At 74.3% G+C, this 19804-nt stretch carries 11 protein-coding genes; 9 read left to right on the forward strand and 2 right to left on the reverse strand.

All coding sequences use genetic code 11. The features are described from left to right. Window positions 1-85 precede the first annotated feature (85 nt). The 7 genes from CD790_RS03080 (at window position 86) to moeZ (ending at window position 10002) form a co-directional block, all read left to right on the forward strand. On the forward strand, window positions 86-1807 hold the full coding sequence (locus CD790_RS03080) for an ABC transporter substrate-binding protein (protein ID WP_144381385.1): 1722 nt from the start codon (window positions 86-88) through the stop codon (window positions 1805-1807). Continuing rightward, complete coding sequence (locus tag CD790_RS03085) at window positions 1807-2949, forward strand: ABC transporter permease (protein WP_144381386.1); 1143 nt, start codon at window positions 1807-1809, stop codon at window positions 2947-2949. The genes CD790_RS03080 and CD790_RS03085 overlap by 1 nt, the downstream gene beginning before the upstream one ends. Continuing rightward, window positions 2946-3935: an ABC transporter permease gene (locus CD790_RS03090; protein ID WP_144381387.1), complete on the forward strand. Its 990-nt coding sequence runs from the start codon at window positions 2946-2948 to the stop codon at window positions 3933-3935. The genes CD790_RS03085 and CD790_RS03090 overlap by 4 nt, the downstream gene beginning before the upstream one ends. Then, window positions 3932-5725, forward strand: a complete 1794-nt coding sequence (locus CD790_RS03095) for an ABC transporter ATP-binding protein (RefSeq protein WP_144381388.1) — start codon at window positions 3932-3934, stop codon at window positions 5723-5725. Before CD790_RS03090 ends, CD790_RS03095 begins: the two co-directional genes overlap by 4 nt. Window positions 5726-6919: 1194 nt before the next feature. Next, complete coding sequence (locus CD790_RS03100) at window positions 6920-8008, forward strand: NAD-dependent epimerase/dehydratase family protein (RefSeq protein ID WP_144381389.1); 1089 nt, start codon at window positions 6920-6922, stop codon at window positions 8006-8008. Continuing rightward, window positions 7996-8763 (forward strand): spherulation-specific family 4 protein, encoded by a 768-nt coding sequence (locus CD790_RS03105; protein ID WP_186318847.1) that lies wholly within the window; start codon window positions 7996-7998, stop codon window positions 8761-8763. The genes CD790_RS03100 and CD790_RS03105 overlap by 13 nt, the downstream gene beginning before the upstream one ends. A 60-nt stretch (window positions 8764-8823) precedes the next feature. After that, window positions 8824-10002 (forward strand): adenylyltransferase/sulfurtransferase MoeZ, encoded by a 1179-nt coding sequence (gene moeZ / locus CD790_RS03110; protein WP_144381390.1) that lies wholly within the window; start codon window positions 8824-8826, stop codon window positions 10000-10002. A gap of 105 nt (window positions 10003-10107) precedes the next feature. Here the strand turns inward: moeZ and CD790_RS03115 are convergent, their stop codons facing one another. Then, window positions 10108-11700 carry an alpha/beta hydrolase gene (locus CD790_RS03115; RefSeq protein WP_144381391.1) on the reverse strand — a complete coding sequence of 531 codons (1593 nt, stop codon included), beginning with the start codon at window positions 11698-11700 and terminating at the stop codon, window positions 10108-10110. Window positions 11701-11806: 106 nt separating this feature from the next. Continuing rightward, window positions 11807-15001: a lysylphosphatidylglycerol synthase transmembrane domain-containing protein gene (locus CD790_RS03120; RefSeq protein ID WP_144381392.1), complete on the reverse strand. Its 3195-nt coding sequence runs from the start codon at window positions 14999-15001 to the stop codon at window positions 11807-11809. 320 nt (window positions 15002-15321) lie between these two features. On the opposite strand from CD790_RS03120, the gene CD790_RS03125 reads away from it, so the two are divergent. After that, window positions 15322-15705, forward strand: coding sequence for an MGMT family protein (locus CD790_RS03125; protein WP_313956472.1), 384 nt, complete (start codon window positions 15322-15324; stop codon window positions 15703-15705). Between the two features lie 500 nt (window positions 15706-16205). Continuing rightward, a complete protein-coding gene (locus CD790_RS03130) occupies window positions 16206-19784 on the forward strand; it encodes an ATP-dependent DNA helicase (RefSeq protein WP_260867292.1) in 3579 nt (1192 codons plus the stop codon). Window positions 19785-19804 lie beyond the last annotated feature (20 nt).

Consider the following 19804-nt stretch of genomic DNA (forward strand, 5'->3'; position numbering starts at 1 on the left):
GGCGGTCCTCTCGCGCTCGCTTTCGCCCGTGCGCCCATCACACCGCCTTCTGTCGGCGTTTCCTGCTGCGAAAGGCCCCACCGTCATGTCTCGTCTGTCCGTCACCGCACGCCGCGTCGCCGCCACCGCCGTCAGCGTCGTCCTCGTCGGCGCTGCCGCCGCCTGCGGCCCCGAGGACAAGAACGGCGACAGCAAGAGCGGTGGCGGGGGGAGACCTTCGAGCGGCGGCACGCTCACCATCCTCAACTCCCAGCCGCAGGAGGACTTCGACCCGGCGCGGCTGTACACCTCCGGCGGCGGAAACGTTCCCTCGCTGGTCTTCCGCACCCTCACCACGCGCAACCGCGAGGGCGGCGAGGCGGGCGCCAAGGTCGTGCCCGACCTCGCCACGGACCTCGGCAAGCCCAGCAAGAACGCCACGGTGTGGACGTACACGCTGAAGGACGGGCTGAAGTACGAGGACGGGACGGCGATCACCAGCGCCGACATCAAGTACGGCATCGAGCGCTCCTTCGCCGCCGAGCTCTCCGGCGGCGCCCCCTACCTGCGCGACTGGCTGGTCGGCGGCGACTCCTACGAGGGCCCGTACAAGGAGAAGAAGGGCCTGGACTCGATCGAGACCCCCGACGAGAAGACCATCGTCTTCCATCTGCGCAAGCCCGAGGGCGAGTTCCCCTACCTGGCCACGCAGACGCAGTTCGCCCCGGTGCCCAAGGCCAAGGACACCGGCACCACGTACGAGGAGCACCCGGTCTCCTCCGGCCCGTACAAGGTCGTCGAGAACACCGGAGACGGCGAGCACCTGGTGCTGGAGCGCAACCCGCACTGGTCCGAGAAGACCGACGAGGAGCGGCACGCCTATCCGGACACGATCGACGTGCGGTCCGGCCTGGACTCCGCCGTGATCAACCAGCGGCTCTCCACCGGCAGTGGCGCGGACGCGGCCGCCGTCACCACCGACACCAATCTGGGCCCGGCCGAGCTGGCCCAGATCGGCGGCGACAAGGAACTGGCCGGCCGGGTCGGCACGGGACACTTCGGCTACACCAACTACCTCGCCTTCAACCCGAAGGTGAAGCCCTTCGACGACCCGAAGGTGCGCCAGGCGATCTCCTACGCGATCAACCGCACCAGCGTCGTCAACGCCGCCGGCGGATCCTCGCTCGCCGAGCCCGCCACCACCTTCCTGCCCGACCAGAAGTCCTTCGGCCACACCCCGTACGACCACTTCCCGGCCGGCAAGGCGGGCGACCCGGAGAAGGCGAAGGAGCTGCTGATGGAGGCCGGTTACGAGGACGGGCTGACCATCACCCTCACCCACTCCACCGACAAGGACTTCGAGACCAGCCCGGAGATCGCCACCGCCATCCAGGACGGGCTGAAGAAGGCCGGGATCACGGTCAAGCTCCAGGGGCTGGAGGACAACGAGTACGACCAGAAGGTGCACAGCGCCAAGGACGAGCCGGGTCTCTTCCTCGCCCACTGGGGTGCCGACTGGCCCTCCGGCGGCCCCTTCATCGCGCCCGTCTTCGACGGCCGGCAGATCGTCCAGGACGGCTCCAACTACAACCACGCCTTCCTGAACGACAAGGCCGTCAACAAGGAGATCGACGAGATCAACAAGCTGACCGACCTGGACGCGGCGGCCGAGCGGTGGGGCGCGCTGGACAAGAGGATCGGTGAGCAGGCGCTGACCGTGCCGCTGTTCCACCCGGTCTACAAGCGCCTCTACGGCAAGGACGTCAAGAACATCGTGGTCAGCGACTGGACCGGTGTGCTCGATGTCTCGCAGGTCGCGGTCAAGTAATGAAGGATCCGCTCATCACCCGCGAGGCGGGGGCCGTGACCGCCCCCGCCTCCGGCGCCCGACAGGTGTGGCGGCGGCTGCGCGCCCGGCCGTCCGCCGTGTCGGCCGCCGCCGTGCTGACGCTTCTGCTCCTGCTCGCCCTCGCCGCCCCGCTGCTGGCGGCCCTGGAAGGACAGGACCCGGACGCCTACCACGACGACCTGGTCGACTCCGCGCGCGGCGGGGTGCCGCTGGGCGCCTTCGGTGGCGTCAGCGCCGACCACTGGCTGGGCGTCGAGCCGGGCACCGGCCGCGACCTGTTCGTCCGACTGCTGTACGGCGCCCGGGTCTCGCTGGCCGTCGCCGTCGGCGCCACCGCGGTGCAGGTGCTGCTCGGGCTGCTGCTGGGGCTGGCCGCCGGGCTCGGCGGCCGGTGGGCGGACTCCCTGCTCACCCGCCTCGGCGACATCTTCGTCTCGCTGCCGATGCTGGTCATCGCCATCTCGCTGACCGCGATCGCCCCTGCCGACTTCCCCCGCCCGCTGTTGATCGCGATCGTCATCGGCCTGCTGGGCTGGGTGAACGTCGCACGCGTGGTGCGGGCGCAGACGCTGGCACTGAAGAACCTCGACTTCGTGGCGGCCGCCCGGCTCGCCGGCTCGGGGCCATGGCGGGTCGCCCGCCGCGAGCTGCTGCCCTCCCTCGCCGCGCCCGTGATCACCTACGCGGCGCTGCTGGTGCCGGTCAACATGACCGTGGAGGCCGCGATGTCGTTCCTGGGCGTCGGCGTCAAGCCGCCGACCCCGTCCTGGGGGCAGATGCTGTCGTCGGCGACCACCTGGTTCCGCGCGGACCCCGTGTACGTGCTGCTGCCGGCCTCGATGCTGTTCCTCACCGTGCTCGCCTTCACCGTGCTGGGCGACGGACTGCGCGCGGCGCTCGACCCGCGCGCGGCCTCGCGGCTGCGGGTGGGCACCGGGCGCGCGAAGCGGAAGGCGGACCGCGCGGGCGGCGCTTCGGCGTCCGCGGCTTCCGCGTCGGCTGCTTCCGTTTCCGCCGCTTCCGTGTCCGCCGCCTCCGCGGCCACCGCCTCCGCGGCCACCGTGGCGCCCGTCGGCGCGGCGACCGGATCCGCGGCCGGAGTCGAGAAGGAGCTGACGTGACCGGCTATGTGCTGCGGCGGATCGGCGGGGCGCTGTTCGTGCTCCTCGCGCTGTCCGTCCTCGTCTACGCGTTCTTCTACCTCGCCCCCGGCGACCCGGCGAAGCTCGCCTGCGGCCCGCGCTGCGACCCGCGGCAGATCGCCCAGGTGCGCGAGCAGCTCGGCCTCGACGAGCCGGTGTACGTGCAGTACTGGCACTTCCTCCAGGGCCTGTTCGTCGGCCACGACTACTCCACCGGCACCGCGGTGCTGCACTGCGACGCGCCCTGCTTCGGCCTCTCGTACCAGAACGACCGGCAGGTCACCGAGCTGATCACGCAGCGACTGCCGGTCACCGCCTCGCTCGCCTTCGGAGCGATGGCGCTGTGGCTGCTGCTGGGCGTCGGCTCCGGGCTGGTCTCGGCGCTGCGCCGGGGCGGGATCACCGACCGGGTGCTGACCTCGCTGACGCTGGCCGGGACCGCGACCCCCGTCTTCGTCATCGGGCTGCTGCTGCTCATGCTCTTCTGCGCCTATCTGCGGTGGCTGCCGTTCCCGTCCTATGTGCCGCTGACCGAGGACCCCGAGCAGTGGGCGTGGAACATGCTGCTGCCGTGGACCGCGCTGGCGCTCATCGAGTCGGCCAAGTACGCCCGGCTGACCCGCAGCGCGGTGCTGGAGACGCTGGCCGAGGACCACATCCGCACGTTCCGCGCGTACGGGGTGCGCGAGCGCTCCCTCGTCGGCCGACACGCGCTGCGCGGCGCGCTGTCCCCGGTCATCGCGCTCAGCGCGCTCGACCTGGGAACGATCTTCGGCAACGCGGTGCTGACGGAGACGCTGTTCGGCCTGCCGGGCCTGGGGCAGCTGCTGGTCCACTCGGTCCGGGTGATCGACCTGCCGGTGATCGTCGGCGTGGTGCTGGTGACCGGCGCCGCCGTGGCGCTCGCCAACATCGTCGCGGACATCCTCTACGCCGTCACCGATCGAAGGGTGGCCCTGACATGACCGATCCGCTGGTGCGGGTGCGGGACCTCACGGTGGCCTTCCCGGTCACCGAGGGCGCGGACGTACGGGCCGTGGACGGGCTCTCGTTCGAGTTGGGCGCCGGGCAGGCGCTGGGCATCGTCGGCGAGTCCGGCTCCGGCAAGAGCACGGTCGCCTACGCGCTGCTCGACCTGCACCGGGGGACCGGGGCGCGGGTCGGCGGCGCGGTGCGGGTGGCCGGGCACGACGTGCTCGCCGCCGACGACGCCGCGCTGCGCCGGGTGCGCGGAGGAGTGGCGGCCATGGTCTTCCAGGACCCGCTCTCCTCGCTCGACCCGTACCTGGCCGTCGGCGACCAGATCGCCGAGGTCTACCGGGTGCACCACCGCGATGCCTCACGGCGCGCCGCGCGGGCGCGGGCGGTGGAGGTGCTGGACCGCGTCGGCATCCCGGACGCGGCGCGCCGCGCGCGGTCCCGCCCCCACGAGTTCAGCGGAGGCATGCGACAGCGCGCCCTGATCGCCATGGCGCTGGCGCTGCGGCCCCGGCTGCTGATCGCCGACGAGCCGACCACGGCGCTGGACGTCACCGTGCAGGCGCAGGTCCTCGACCTGCTGCGCGAGCTGCGGGCGGAGACCGGCATGGGGCTGATCCTGGTCACCCACGACCTGGCGGTCGCCTCCGGCAACGTCGACGAGCTGCTGGTCATGCGGGGCGGCCGGGCGGTCGAGCACGGCCCGGTGGGTGCGGTGCTCGCCGCGCCCGCCGAGCCCTACACCCGCGCGCTGCTGAACGCGATCCCGCGCGTGGACGCCGCGCGGGAGGGCGGTTCGGGCGTGGACGCCGCGCGGGAGGGCGGCTCGGTTGTGGACGCCGCGCGGGCGGTCGGTGGGCTGGGGGAGACCGCGCGGGCGACGGCCCCCAAGCCGGCGGTCTCGACGTCGGCGGTGTCCACGGCGACAGCCGCCACGGCGACAGTCGCCCCGGCGGGGGCCCGGCCGGCGGAGGGTGCCGCGGTCGCCGACGAGGACGTGCTGGTGGAGGCGGTCGACCTGCGACGCGTCTTCGGCAGGAGGAAGGCCGAGTTCGCCGCCGTGGACGGGGTCTCCCTGACGGTGCGGCCCGGCGAGACGCTCGGCGTCGTCGGCGAGTCCGGCTCGGGCAAGACCACGCTGGGGCGGATGCTGGTACGGCTCCTGGAGCCCAGCGCCGGCACGCTGCGCTACCGGGGGCAGGACATCGGGACGCTGCCCGAGCGCGCGCTGCGCCCCTTCCGCGGCGAGCTCCAGATGGTCTTCCAGGACCCCGTCTCCTCGCTCAACCCGCGCCGCAGCATCGGCGAGTCCATCGCCGACCCGCTGCGCGCGGCCGGCGGGCTGGACGACGCCGCGGTGGTCGCGCGCGTGCGGGAGCTGCTGGAGCGGGTCGGCCTCGACCCCGCCTGGTACCACCGCTACCCGCACGAGTTCAGTGGCGGGCAGCGGCAGCGGGTGGGCATCGCGCGGGCGCTGGCGCCCGAGCCGAGGCTCATCGTCTGCGACGAGCCGGTGTCCGCGCTGGACGTCACCACCCAGGCGCAGGTGGTCCGGCTCCTGGGCGAGCTCCAGCGCGACCTGGGCCTGTCCCTGGTGTTCATCGCGCACGACCTCGCGGTGGTCCGCCAGGTGAGTGACCGGGTGGCCGTGATGCGGTCCGGACGGATCGTCGAGGAGGGGACCGCCGACGCGGTCTACGACGATCCCCAACACCCGTACACCCAGCGGCTGCTGGCCGCGGTGCCGCTGCTTGAGCGAACCCCGGCGGCGGTGTAGCGGAGGCACTGACTCCGGGGCCCTCCGGCGCGTTGCGCAATAACGCGTGCGCGGGGTGAAGGTCACGGGTGTTCACCCCTTCCGGTGGTGCGACGGACAACCGTCCGCCGCACCACCGGCATGCGCGCATAACGTGCTCCCGCCGCCGCACGGCGGCTTCCCACAGGAACGGCCGGGGAGGATCGGGGGTGCGCTCGTGCGCGTGGCACTGCTCACGGAGGGCGGCTGTCCGTATGCGTCCGGCGAGGCCGGGCCGTGGTGGGACCGGCTCCTCCGGGGCCCTCACCAGCACGATCTCGAGGTTCACGTGTCGCCGCGGAGTGCCCGTCGACACACCGGGGGCCATGCGGGAGGGAGCGGCCTCCCCGGCCCCGCACGCGTGGCGCGCACCGCGCCCGCGGGGGGCGAGCCGGCCCGGCCCACGGGCGGCGTGCACGGGGCACGGGGGGCGCGTGGTGCGTGCGGGCGGCGCGAGAGACGCCGGTTCGCCGAGTACGTCCGGGCGTCGGTGATCGCGCCGGTGACCGCGGCGGGGGCGACGGCCGGGACGGGCGTCGGGGACACGGGCGGCGAGCGGGCCGGCTTCGGGGCCGGAACCGCGCGGGGAGCCGGTGGCGAGCGGGCTCAGGCGGACCGTTTCGCCAGCGTTCCCCACGGCCTCGCCGAACTCGCCAGTGTTCCCCAGGGCCTTGCCGAACTCGCCCGCGGGCGCGGCGGGCCGCCCGTCGCGCTCCGCTGCGAGCACACGCCGCGCGAGCTGGAGGACACCTGCCGCACACCCGGCGCGCCGGGCGGCGTCGGCCTCACGCGGGCCGCGGACCCGCTGACCGCCGTCGCGCCGCGGGAGCGCGCGCCGCGTCCGCTCTCGCGGGACCGGTGCGGCGACGCGGGGGCCGCGCGGGGCGGCGATGTCGGCCCGCGGGCGCCGGGCGCGGACGGTCACGGCGCCGGGCCCGCGGGCCCGGCGGGGAGCGGGCCGACGGGGGTGGCGGGGAACGGGCCTGCGGCGGTGGACCTCCGCCATGCCGCCTCCGGCGGTCCGGCCACGCTCCCACGCCCGCCGGCCGAACGCCTCTCCGGGACGCCGCCGCTCTCCACGCCCCGCCACGCCGTCCCGGCGACGACCGACCCACGACCCACGAGGAGAGCGACGAAGATGACCGTCCACCCCGCACCACGGCGGGAGCGTGACCGATGAGGGTCCTGCTGCTCGGCGCCAACGGCTACCTGGGCCGCTATGTCGCCGACCACCTGCTCGCCGACCCGTCCGTCCAGCTCACCGCGCTCGGCCGAGGCGACGAGGCCGACGTCCGCTTCGACCTGTCCACCGGCAGCCCCGGGGCGCTGACCCGGTTCCTGGACGCCGTCCACCCCGGAGTCGTCATCAACTGCGCCGGGGCGACCCGCGGCGGCGCCCGCGAGCTGACCCGGCACAACACCGTGGCCGTGGCGACCGTCTGCGAGGCGCTGCGCCGCAGCGGCTGCGCCGCGCGGCTGGTCCAGATCGGCTGCGCCTCCGAGTACGGACCCGCACAGCCCGGCTCCTCGACGGCGGAGGACGCCGTGCCGCGCCCCGGGGGGCCGTACGGGGTGAGCAAGCTGGCGGCGACCGAGCTGGTGCTGGGCTCCGGCCTGGACGCGATCGTGCTGCGGGTCTTCTCACCGGTCGGCCCGGGCACCCCCGCCGGCTCGCCGCTGGGCCGGTTGGCGGAGGCGATGCGCCGGGCGATCCAGGGCGGAGACAGCGAGCTGAAGCTGAGCGGCCTCGGAGTGCAGCGGGACTTCGTGGACGTGCGGGACGTGGCCCGCGCGGTGCACGCCGCCTCGCTGTCGGCCGCCCAGGGCGTGGTCAACATCGGTACCGGGCGCGCGGTGCGGCTGCGCGAGGCGGCCGCCGTGCTCGCGCGGGTGGCCGGCTTCGCCGGCGCGCTGCACGAGGTCGACGCCCCGCCGCAGTCCCGGAACCCGCTGCACCAGCCGACCGCGCAGCAGCTCGCGGCCGCGGGCCACGGGCCGGTCCACGGCCACCTCCATGGGCATGGCCACCCTCACGGGCACGGCCACTCCCATGGGCACGTCCCGGCCGCCGTCGGCCTCGGCGCGGCGGCCGAGGGGGGCGCCGCGACGCCCCCGCCCACGGCGGCGTTCCCCTACCCGGACGGCTGCGGCGTCTGGCAGCAGGCGGACGTGCGCACCGCGCGGGACCGGCTCGGCTGGCGGCCGCGGATCAACCTGGAGGAGTCGCTCGCCGACATCTGGATGGAGGCGGCGTGTCGCATCTGACCTCCACCGGCCCGCGCCGCGCCCCGATACCCGCCGCGGGTCGCCTGGGATTCGGAGTGCCCGGCTGTGCCCACCCCCTCGTCGCCCCCCGCGAATGGGCCGAACTCGCCCGCGCGGGCACCCCGCTGCACTGGGCCGTGCTCAACGTCGCGCGGGGGCCGGGGGCGCGCCGCGACCCGCACTGCCTCAGCGCCGCGAGCCGGCTGCGGGGTGCGGGCGTGTGCCTCCTCGGCCACCTGGACCTGCGGTTCGGCGCCCGCCCGTTCGGCGAACTGGTCGCGGAGGCGCACCGCTTCCTCGACTGGTACCGGGTCGACGGCTTCTATCTGGACCGCTGTCCGGTGGAGCGCTCGGGCCTGACCGGGGTGCGCCGGACGACGACGACGCTGCGCGCCCTGCGGTCCGGCGCCCACCTCGTGCTGGGCCACGGCGTGCATCCGCACCCCGGGTACGCGGACCTCGCCGAGCAGCTCGTGACCTTCCGCGGCCGCTGGGCCGAGTACCGCTGGTCCCAGGCCGCGGAGTGGACCGCGCGACACGCTCCCGAGCGCTTCTGCCACCTGGTGCACGGCGTTCCGCGCGCACACCTGGAGCAGGCGCTGCGCATCGCCCGCTGGCAGGGCGCCGGCACGATCTACTTCACCGATCACACCACCCGGCCGGGCGAGGACACCGGGGCCGCCGATCCCTGGGAGGCGCTGCCCGGCTACTGGGACGAGATCGTCTCGCGAGTCGGACCGGGTGTCTCGGAATGAGATGGGCCGTGGCAGTGTTACGAGGAGAACAAACACGCTCCTACCTCTTACGGAGTCCCCGTGTCGCTGCCACCCCTGGTCGAGCCGGCTGCCGAGCTCACCGTCGACGAGGTCCGCAGGTACTCCCGCCACCTGATCATCCCCGATGTGGGCATGGACGGGCAGAAGCGGCTGAAGAACGCCAAGGTGCTGTGTGTGGGCGCGGGCGGTCTCGGCTCGCCCGCGCTGATGTACCTCGCCGCGGCCGGCGTGGGCACCCTGGGCATCGTGGAGTTCGACGAGGTCGACGAGTCGAACCTGCAGCGGCAGATCATCCACAGCCAGTCGGACATCGGTCGCTCCAAGGCCGAGTCCGCGCGTGACTCGGTGCTGGGGATCAACCCGTATGTGAACGTCGTGCTGCACGAGCAGCGGCTCGAAGCCGACAACGTCATGGAGATCTTCTCCCAGTACGACCTGATCGTGGACGGCACCGACAACTTCGCCACCCGCTATCTGGTCAACGACGCCTGCGTGCTGCTGAACAAGCCGTATGTGTGGGGTTCGATCTACCGCTTCGACGGCCAGGCGTCGGTCTTCTGGAGCGAGCACGGGCCCTGCTACCGCTGCCTGTACCCGGAGCCCCCGCCGCCGGGCATGGTGCCCTCCTGCGCCGAGGGCGGCGTGCTGGGCGTGCTGTGCGCCTCCATCGGCTCGATCCAGGTCACCGAGGCCATCAAGGTGCTCACCGGCACCGGTGAGCCGCTGGTCGGCCGTCTGATGATCTACGACGCCCTGGAGATGACCTACCGCCAGGTCAGGGTCCGCAAGGACCCGGAGTGCGCGGTCTGCGGCCCGAACCCGACCGTCACCGAGCTGATCGACTACGAGGCGTTCTGCGGCGTCGTCTCCGAGGAGGCCCAGGAGGCCGCCCTCGGCTCCACCATCACTCCCAAGCAGCTCAAGGAGTGGATCGACGACGGCGAGAACATCGACATCATCGATGTCCGCGAGCCGAACGAGTACGAGATCGTCTCCATTCCGGGCGCCCGGCTGATCCCGAAGAACGAGTTCCTGATGGGCGCCGCCCTCCAGGACCTGCCGCAGGACAAGAAGATCGTCCTGCACTGCAAGACCGGCGTGCGCTCGGCCGAGGTGCTGGCCGTGCTGAAGTCCGCGGGCTTCGCGGACGCCGTCCACGTCGGCGGCGGCGTGATCGGCTGGGTCCACCAGATCGAGCCCGAGAAGCCGGTCTACTAGCACCGGGCCCGCGGGACGCGCCGACGCGCCCGGGGCGACAGGACGAACGCCGAGGGCCGGCCCCCACACGGGGGCCGGCCCTCGGTCGGTTGGTCGATCGGCCCGTCAGGAGCAGGTGGTGCCCTCCGCGGGCACCTTCCCGTCCAGCAGATAGCCGTCGACGACCTTGGTCATGCACTCGTTGCCGCTGTTGTAGGCGCCGTGGCCCTCGCCCTTGAAGGTGAGTTCTACGCCCACGCCGTCGCCCAGCTCCCGCGCCATCTTGCGCGCGCCCTCGTACGGGGTGGCCGGGTCACCGGTGTTGCCGATGACCAGGATGGGCGCCGAGCCCTTGGCGGAGACCTCCGGGCCGTCCGTCGTGCCCGCCGCCGGCCAGTCGGTGCAGCCCAGCATGCCCCAGGCGAGGAACTCGCCGAAGACCGGCGAGGCCTTGCGGAACTCCGGCAGCTTCGCCTTCACGTCCTCGACGGTGTAGCGCTGCTTGTCGTCCACGCAGTTGATGGCCGTGTTCGCGGCCTGGATGTTGCTGTACCGGCCGCTGACGTGGCGGCCCGTCATCGAGTCGGACAGCAGCTGGAGCATGTCGCCCCGGCGCAGCTTCGACGCCTCGGTCAGGCCCATCGACAGGAACTCCCACGCCTCCTCGGAGTAGAGCGCGGCGGCGATCCCGTTCAGCGCCTGGTCGCCGGTGAGCTCACGGCCGCTCCGGGTGGGCAGCGGCTTGGCGTCGATCTCCTTGAGCAGCGAAGCGATCTTCTCGCTGCCCTCCGCGCCACCCTTGCCGGTCGGGCACATCCTGCCCTTCTTGGCGCAGTCCTTCATGTAGTTGTCCAGCGCCAGCTGGAAGCCCTTGACCTGACCCAGGGCGCCCGACACCGGGTCCTCGGTCGGGTCGACGACCGCGTCCAGCACGGCGTGGCCCACGTTCTTCGGGAACAGGTGCGCGTAGACGCCGCCGAGTTCGGTGCCGTACGAGATGCCGAAGTAGTGCAGCTTCTTGTCGCCGAGCACCGCGCGCATCAGGTCCATGTCGCGGGCCGCGCTGACGGTGTCCACGTACGGCAGTACCTTGCCCGACTTCTCCTTGCAGCCGGCGACGTACTTGGCGTGCTCGGCCAGGGCGGTCTTGAGCTCGGCGTCGTCGTCGGGGGTGCCGTCGATCTCGAGGGAGGCGTCGAGCTCCTTGTCGCTCAGGCAGGTCACTCCGGCGCTCTCGCCCACACCGCGCGGGTCGAAGCTCACGAGGTCGTAGCGGGAGCGCAGGTTCTCGTAGTCCTGGGCGAAGCTGGGCAGCGAGGAGACGCCGGAGCCGCCGGGGCCGCCGAAGTTGAAGACCAGCGAGCCGATGCGCTTCTTCGGCTCGGTGGCCTTGGCGCGGATCAGCGCCAGGTCGATGGTCTCGCCGTCGGGCTTGGCGTAGTCCAGCGGGGCCTTGAGCGTGGCGCACTCCCAGTCGCTGCCCGGCGCCTCGCCGATGCCCTGCGACGCGGTGGGCGCGGCGCACTTCTTCCAGTCCGGCTTCTGGCCGGTGAGCGAGGCCGGGAGCCCGGAGGAGGACGGGGTGTCCGAGCCCGAGCCGGCCCCCTTCTTGTCCTTGTCGCCGTCGTCGCCGTTGCAGCCGGTGAGCGTGGCGAGGGCGATCACGAGGCTCGCGGAGACCAGCGCCCTGGTCCGTATGGTGCGTGAGGAGCGTGACATGTCGGATGTTTCCTTACCAGGGCTGGTCGGGTCGAAGACGGGGGGCGTAGGGGGTGGACGCACCAGCGGGCCGCTCGGTTGCGGCGACGGCGGCCCGCGCGGGCCGCTACAACGCTTCCTTGCGGGTGAGGTGGGAGAAGGACAGCCAGCCGGGCAGCACCGGCAGCCAGAAGGTCATGAGCCGGAACAGGAACACCGCCGGCGTCGCCGTCTCGTAGGGGAGCCCGGCGAAGGTCAGACCGGTGATCAGCGCGGCCTCGACCGCGCCGACGCCGCCGGGGGTGGGCGCCGCCGACCCCAGGGCGTTGCCCGCGAGGAAGACGACCGCGATGCTGGCGTAGCTCAGCTCGCCGCCGAACGCCCGGACCGAGGCGTCCAGGCACATCACGAACGCGGCCGTCAGCAGCAGCATCCCGCCGATGCCGGCGAAGAGCTTCTGCGGGCGCTGGAGCACGTCCAGCATGCGCGGCACGACGCCGGCGAACAGCGACCGCACCCGGGTGGCGACGAACTTCCGCAGTGCCGGGATCGCGGTCACCACCAGCGCCAGCACCGCGGCCGTCAGCAGCCCGGCGATCACCGTGCGGGACGGGGAGAGCGCCGGGGTGCGCTCGGTGCCGGTGATGTAGCCGAAGGTCATCAGCAGGATGATGTGGCTGGCCAGGCCGAACAGCTGCGAGGCGCCGACGCTGGCCACCGCCAGCCCCGGCCGCACCCCGGCCCGCTGGAGGAAGCGGGCGTTGAGCGCCACGCCGCCCACCGCGGCCGGCGCCACCAGCTTGGCGAACGAGGCGGCGACCTGCGCCAGCACGGTGCGCCAGAAGGGCACCTTCTCCGGGACGAAGCCGAGCAGGCTGATCGCGGCGGCCACATAGGTGAGCGCGGAGAAGAGCAGCGCGATCACCACCCAGATGTAGTTGGCGCCGCCGACCACGGTGCCCAGCTGGATGTGGGTGAACTGGGACAGCAGGAAGTACGCGGCGAAGGCGCCGGCCACGAAGCTGACCAGGGTGCGCGGCTTGATGCGCTCCAGCCGTACCGGCTCTATGGGCGCCTGCGGACGGATCAGCAGCACCTGCTGCCGGATCTGGGAGAGCAGGTCCTCCTCGCGCGCCTCCTCCAGCGCCTCGTCTATGGCCCGCTTCTGGGCCTGCTGCTCGGCCTTCTCGGCCTGCCGCTCCGCCTTGAGCGCCTTGCGGTCCGCCTTCTCGGTCCGCTCCGCCCGCTCGGCTCGCCCGGCGCCCTCGGCCGCCTCGGCCTGCTCGGCGCGAGCCGCCTTCTCCACGCGGTCGGCCTTCTCGGCCTCTCTGGCCTCCTTGGCCGCGCGTGAGGCCTCCAGCACCGCCTCGCGCTCGCGCTCGGCGCGCTCCCGCGCGAGCTGCCGCAGCGTCGCGCGGGTGGAGCGGTTGAGCGCCAGCGGCTGGAGAAGCGGCAGGCTGTCGGCGACGGTGTCCGGGCCGAGCACGGCGACCGCGGCGGCCACCGAGCGCTCGGCGCCGACCCGCAGCCCGAGCGTGGTCAGCAGTTGCGCGATGTCCATGCGCAGCACCAGGTCGCCCGCCGCGATCTCGCCGCCCCGCAGGTCGGTGAGCATCACCGTGCCGGAACGATCCACCATCAGGGCTTCCCCGTCGAGCCTGCGGTGCGCGATGCGCCGCGAGTGCAGCGCCCTGACCTGGTGCCAGGCGCCGGCCAGCAGCTCGTCGGTGACCGCCTCGTCGGGCAGCGAGTTCAGGGGGCGCCCGCCGGTGTGCTCGTACACCAGCATGACGGCGTCAGGGCCCAGCTCGGAGGTGGCGATCAGCTTGGGCGCGTTGGCCCCGGCGGCGATGGCCGCGTACGCCAGCAGCGCCTCCTGTTCGAGCGCCTCGCGCAGCGACTGGAGTCCGCGCGGCTGGGTGATGCTGCGCAGCGCCAGCCGCTGCCACACCCGCCAGAAGAAGCCCTTCGCCTGCTGCTCGCGGTCGACGACGGTGACGTCGAGCGGCGGGCCGTCCTCCAGGGTGACGAGGTAGCGGCGGCCGCGCTCGGGGGGCGGCACATGGTTGGCGGCGGCCGGCTGGCCGGTGCCCGCCCGTGCTCCGCCGGTCTGTTCGTCGGCCTGGCCGGCCGGGGGTTGGACGTCCTCCGCGCGGGCCGCGCTGACCGGGTTGAAGCCGACCCGCCGCAGCCCGGCCAGCAGGTGCTGGCCGGTGGGGCGCACATTGGGCGAGCCGACGGCGTAGAGCGTGCCGAAGGCCACCGTCCAGCCGATGAGGACGGTGATGATGATGGAGAACGGGGTGGTGTAGCCGCCGACCAGGACGGCGAACGCGTCCAGCAGCAGGACGCACCACATGGCGACGCGCCAGCGTGGCCTGCGGGCCATGCCGACCGCGGTCATATAGGCGATGACCGGCGCCAGATAGCCGTGCACCGGGTCGCTGAGGGTGCCGCCCGGCGACTGCTGGGTGAGCGCCTCACGGATCGACTGCGGGGCGCCCTCGGCCACCCACAGGTCGGTGGCGAGCGAGACGCCGTGCGCGAGCACGGCGGCCAGCACCCCGTCCGCGATGCGCAGCCCGTCCCGTTTGATCAGCCGCTCGATGGCGAAGGCCACCGGCAGAATGAGCACCGCCACGCTGGCCGAGAAGCCGGCGAAGTCGATCAGCAGCCGGGGCGCGTCGTCGGTGCTCTGGCCGATGTCCTGTTCCAGGCCCTGGGTGGTCCGGTGGGCGAAGGCGGCGATGGCCAGGACGGCCGCGATGCCGAGGATGCCGAGCAGTAGCCGGAGCAGGTCGGAGGGGCGGTGCACCCGCGCGGGCAGCAGCGGCTCGTCCCCGGAGACCCGGTCCACACCGGGCGGCTCGGGTCCGTCGCCGCTCCTGCCCGCCCCGGAGGAACGGTCCGCGCCGGGGGCGGGGTCCGCCTCGGGCGGGTCCGCCGCGGCGGTCGGGCGCCGCGCGGGGGACGAGGAGCCGGCACCCGCGGGGTGGTCGGCACGGGACGACCGGTCGGGGCCGGACGGTCGCTCGGGGCCGGACGATCGGTCCGGGTGGGACGGTCGGTCCGGGTCGGCCGGTCGGTTGGCGGGGGACGACGGGCCGGCGCCCGTGGGGCGGTCGGCGCCTGCGTCGGGTGCGCCGTGCGAGCGGTCCGCGTCCCCGGTGGAGGGCCGCTGTTCGCCCGCGCCGGGGAGGCGCGGAGCCAGCGCCTCGGCCGGTTTCCGGGTGTCGGAGCGCGGCAGCGCGTCAGGGGCGCGGGCCTCCTCCGGAGGCTGCGCACCCTGTTGCTCGGCCGTCTCTTCTCGATCTCGTATCACCAGTCACCGCCCGGAAGATGGTGGCACGCCCGGGCTGCGGAGGTGGGCATCAGGGTGCATTTCGGGGGCGTGAAATTCGGATCGTACGCCCTGTGGTCGGATGGCGCACGTACGGTGACGGCTTGGGGCCGGTGTCGCCTGTGGTGTCGGTGGGGTGCGGCAGGATGGTTCGGATGAGTCCGCAGAGCAACGACCGGAGTCCGAAGAGCAGGGGCCGGAGGGGTCCGCGGGACGAGACGCGGAGCCGGCCGCGGAACGAGCGGCGGGAGCGACCCGCCGGCGACCGGCCCGTCCGCGCCGACGAGCCGCCCGGCGGGGAGCTGCCCGAGTACGCGGAGCGGGTGCTGGAGGTCGTCGAGCTGATCCCGCCCGGGCGGGTGATGACCTACGGCGACATCGCCGAGTGGCTGGAGGAGGGCGGCCCGCGCCAGGTCGGCCGCGTGCTGGCGCTCTACGGGGGCGCCGTCCCCTGGTGGCGTGTGATCCGCGCGGACGGCACCCTGCTGCCCGGCCATGAGCTCCGCGCCCTCGCCCACTACCGCGAGGAGGGCACCCCGCTGCGCGGACCGGCCCGCTCCGCCGAAGGCCACCTGCCGCGCGTGGACCTCGCCCGGGCGCGCTGGGACGGGGCGTCCGACACGGACCGCCGGCACCAGGGGCGCGACGGGCTCGACGGGCACCACGGAGACATCCCTCACACCTGACACCTTCCGCGAGCGGGCCCACCCATGCGCGCCGGGCGCGATCCGGGCGCCGAGGACCGGCGGTCGAGCGGACGCGGCCGGGACGGGCGGGGGCTTTCGGACGCGGTCGGCGGAGGGGCCGCCGGCACCCACGAGCGGCTGGAGGCTCCCGTTCCCACCACTTCGGACGCGCGGGACGCCTCCGCCGGGGCGCGGGAGGACACCGTCCGTACGTCGGGAGGCGTATGCGCGAGGCGCCTTCCCTGGCGTAGCGTCGGGGGCGACCTCCGCCGCTCGCGGCGCGCCAGGCGCCCACGGCACACCGGCCCCCGTCACCGCCCGGCCACCTCCCGGCGCGCGGGTGCCGTGCGCCCCGTACGGCAGGCGGGTCCGCCCGACCACACCCAGCACACCCACCAGGACCGGCGATCCACGTGAGCTCCTCCTCCTCGTCCCTCGCGGGGCAGCGACAACCGCGGCAGACGCGGCAGCCGCGTCCGTCGTCCGCGCGATCGCGATCCATGGGGCAGCCGCGCGGGGGAGAGCCTTCCCAGGGACCGTACCGCTTGGTGCGCACCCCACCGGAGCCGGTGACTCCTCCTGTCCTGGACGCCCGACAGCGCTCCGTGGTTGAGCACACCCGAGGGCCGCTGCTGGTGCTGGCGGGGCCGGGCACCGGCAAGACGACCACGCTGGTGGAGGCCGTGGCGGCGCGCGTCGCGCGGGGCGTGGACCCGGAGCGGGTCCTGGTGCTCACCTTCAGCCGGAAGGCGGCGGTGGAGCTGCGGGACCGGATGGCGGCGCGCCTGGGGGGCGCACACGCACCCCAGGCCACGACTTTTCACTCCTATTGCTATGCACTGGTCCGCGCCCACCAGGACGCCGACCTCTTCGCCGATCCGCTGCGGCTGCTGTCCGGACCGGAGCAGGACGTCGTCGTCCGCGAGCTGCTCGCCGGCCAGACCGAGCTGGAGCGCGAGGGGCGCGCCGCGGTCCGTTGGCCGGACGAGCTGCGCGCCTGCCTGACCACCCGCGGCTTCGCCGACGAGGTCCGCGCGGTGCTCGCGCGCAGCCGCGAACTGGGGCTCGGCCCCGACGCGCTGGACGCCTTCGCCGCCCGCACCGGACGGCCGGACTGGCGCGCCGCGGCGGCCTTCCTCGCCGAGTACCTCGACGTGCTGGACGCCCAGGGGGTGCTCGACTACGCCGAACTCGTGCACCGCGCGGTGCTGCTGGCCGAGCGCCCCGAGGTCGCCGGCCGGCTGGCCGGCCGCTACGACGCGGTCTTCGTGGACGAGTACCAGGACACGGACGCGGCCCAGACACGGCTGCTGCGGGCGCTGGCGGGCGGTGGCCGCACCCTCGTCGCCTTCGGCGACCCCGACCAGTCGATCTACGCCTTCCGCGGTGCCGACCTGAACGGCATCCTCGACTTCCCGCACTCCTTCCAGCGCGCCGACGGGGACCCGGCCCCGGTCGAGGTGCTCGGCACCAGCCGCCGCTCCGGCGCGGCGCTCCTGGCCGCCACCCGGCTCATCGCCCGCCGGATGCCCCTCACCCGCCTCCCGGCGGACGCGGTGCGGGCCCACCGGGAGCTGACGGCCGAGCGCCCCGGGGGCCACGTCGAGGTGTACACGTACCCGACGGCAGGCGCCGAGCTCGACAACATCGCCGACGTGCTCCGCCGCGCCCACCTCGAAGACGGCCTGCCCTGGAGCGAGATGGCCGTCCTGGTCCGCGCGGGCGCCCGTTCCCTGCCCGCCCTCCGCCGCGCCCTCACCGCCGCCGGCGTCCCCGTCGACATCGACGGCGACGACATCCCGCTTCGCCACGAACCCGCCGTGGCCCCCCTGCTGACCGCCCTCCGCGCCGCCGCGACCGCCGCCCTGACCGACACCCCCACGGGCGCCCCCTCGCGCGAGGGGGGCGTCGGGCGGGCGGACGAATCCCCCGCGTCGGAGGCGCGGACCCCCGCCCACAGCGGTGAGGACACCCACGACCCCGCCCCGGGAGGCGACGACGCCCCCAGGGCGCGGGCCGCTTCCGCCGGCGACGAGCAGATCGACGACCCCGCGCCGGGAGACGTCTGGCTCGGCACCGAGACCGCCCTGACCCTCCTCGCCTCGCCCCTCGCCGGTATGGACGCCACCGACCTGCGCCGGTTGGGCCGGGCGCTGCGGGAGGAGGCGCGGGCCGCGGGCCAGGCCGTGCCGCCGCCGTCGGACGAGCTGTTGGCGCAGGCGCTCGCGGAGCCGGAGCGCCTGGTCGCGCACGACTCCGCGTACGCGCGCGGCGCACGGCAGCTGGGGGAGCTGCTGCGCACGGCGCGACAGCTGCTGGCCGCCGGCGGGACCGCCGAAGAGGCCCTGTGGACGCTGTGGGACGGCACGTCCTGGCCGGGCCGGCTGGAGCGGGCCGCCCGCCGGGGCGGGGCCGCGGGGCGCAACGCCGACCGCGACCTCGACGCGGTGTGCGCGCTGTTCGAAACCGCCGCCCGCGCGGAGCAGCGCAGCGGCGGCCGGGGCGCGCTCAACTTCCTCGAAGAGCTCGACGCGCAGGACATCGCCGCCGACACGCTCACCCGCCGCGCGGTGCGCCCCGACGCCGTGCGGCTGATGACCGCGCACCGTTCCAAGGGCCTGGAGTGGCGGCTGGTGGTGGTCGCGGGCGTGCAGGAGGGCCTATGGCCGGACCTGCGGCGGCGCGGATCGCTGCTGGAGGCCGACCGGATCGGGCGGGACGGTCTGGCCGAACCGCTCTCCCAGGGAGCGCTGCTGGCCGAGGAACGGCGGCTCTTCTACGTGGCGGCGACCCGCGCGAAGCAGCGCCTGGTGGTCACCGCCGTGAAGGCGGCCGCGGAGGACGGGGACCAGCCGTCCCGGTTCCTGGGCGAGTTGGGCGTGGAGGCGGTCGACGTCACCCACCGGCCGCGCCGCCCGCTGTCGGTGGCCGCGCTCGTGGCCGAACTGCGGGCGACCACCGTGGACCCCGAGGCGTCGGAGGCGCTGCGCGACGCCGCGGCGCTCCGGCTGGCCCGGCTGGCGGCGCTGCGCGACGACGAGGGGCAGCCGCTGGTGCCGGCGGCCCACCCGTACCGCTGGTGGGGCCTGGAGGAGCCGACGCGCAGCGCGGTGCCGCTGCGCGACCCCGAGCGGCCGGTGGCGCTGTCCGGCAGCGCCCTCGACCAGCTGGTGAACACCTGCTCCCTGCAGTGGTTCCTGGGCCGCGAGGTGAAGGCGGACGCGCCGGCCACCGCCGCCCAGGGCTTCGGCAACGTGGTGCACGTGCTGGCCGACGAGGTGGCCTCCGGGCAGACCCCGGCCGACCTTTCCGTGCTGATGGAGCGGCTGGACTCGGTATGGGACGCGCTCGCCTTCGACGCGCCCTGGAAGTCGCGGCAGGAGAAGGAGAACGCGCGGGCCGCCCTGGAGCGCTTCCTGCACTGGCACGTGATGGAGCGCGGCGGCCGCGTCCCCGTCGCCACCGAGCACGGTTTCGACGTCACCCTGGAGGCCGACGACTACAAGGTGCGCATCCGCGGCAGCATGGACCGTGTCGAGACCGACCGCGCGGGACGCGCGTACGTCGTCGACTTCAAGACCGGCAAGCAGCCCGTCGCGCGCGACGCGGTCGCCCGCCACCCCCAGCTGGCCGTCTACCAGCTCGCCGTGCGGGAGGGCGCCGTCGACGGCCTCTTCTCGGGCGACAAGGCCGACGGGGACCGCGCGGACGGAGCGGACGGAGCGGGCGGCGGCGGGGACGGCGGGGTCCGCCCGGAGGGCACGGTCCGCGCGGAGGACGGGGTCCGCGCGGGGGACGCGGACCGCGCGGAGGACACGGGCGCGACCAGGCCGGAGCCGGGCGGCGCCGAGCTCGTCCAGCTGCGCCAGGGGGCCGCCAAGAGGGACGGCGGGGAGGGCCTGCCCAAGGTGCAGGCCCAGGAGCCGCTGGCCGGAGAGTGGGTCGGCGAGCTCCTCGCCACGGCCGCCGGCCGCGTGCTGGACGAGCGCTTCGCCCCCAGCACCGGCGACCACTGCGCCCGCTGCGCCTTCCGGGCCTCGTGCAGCGCCCAGCCGGAGGGCCGGCACATCGTGGAGTGACCGGGGCCGCCGGACGAAGG

It is taken from the genome of Streptomyces sp. SAJ15 (assembly GCF_007595705.1).
GTDB lineage: Bacteria > Actinomycetota > Actinomycetes > Streptomycetales > Streptomycetaceae > Streptomyces.

What these genes read in the sequence shown, in the direction of transcription:
- CD790_RS03080 (WP_144381385.1), top strand. Translation starts at nt 86, where the DNA reads ATGTCTCGTCTGTCCGTCACCGCACGCCGCGTCGCCGCCACCGCCGTC.
- CD790_RS03085 (WP_144381386.1), top strand. Translation starts at nt 1,807, where the DNA reads ATGAAGGATCCGCTCATCACCCGCGAGGCGGGGGCCGTGACCGCCCCC.
- CD790_RS03100 (WP_144381389.1), top strand. Translation starts at nt 6,920, where the DNA reads ATGAGGGTCCTGCTGCTCGGCGCCAACGGCTACCTGGGCCGCTATGTC.
- CD790_RS03130 (WP_260867292.1), top strand. Translation starts at nt 16,206, where the DNA reads ATGGGGCAGCCGCGCGGGGGAGAGCCTTCCCAGGGACCGTACCGCTTG.
- CD790_RS03095 (WP_144381388.1), top strand. Translation starts at nt 3,932, where the DNA reads ATGACCGATCCGCTGGTGCGGGTGCGGGACCTCACGGTGGCCTTCCCG.
- CD790_RS03115 (WP_144381391.1), bottom strand. Translation starts at nt 11,700, where the DNA reads ATGTCACGCTCCTCACGCACCATACGGACCAGGGCGCTGGTCTCCGCG.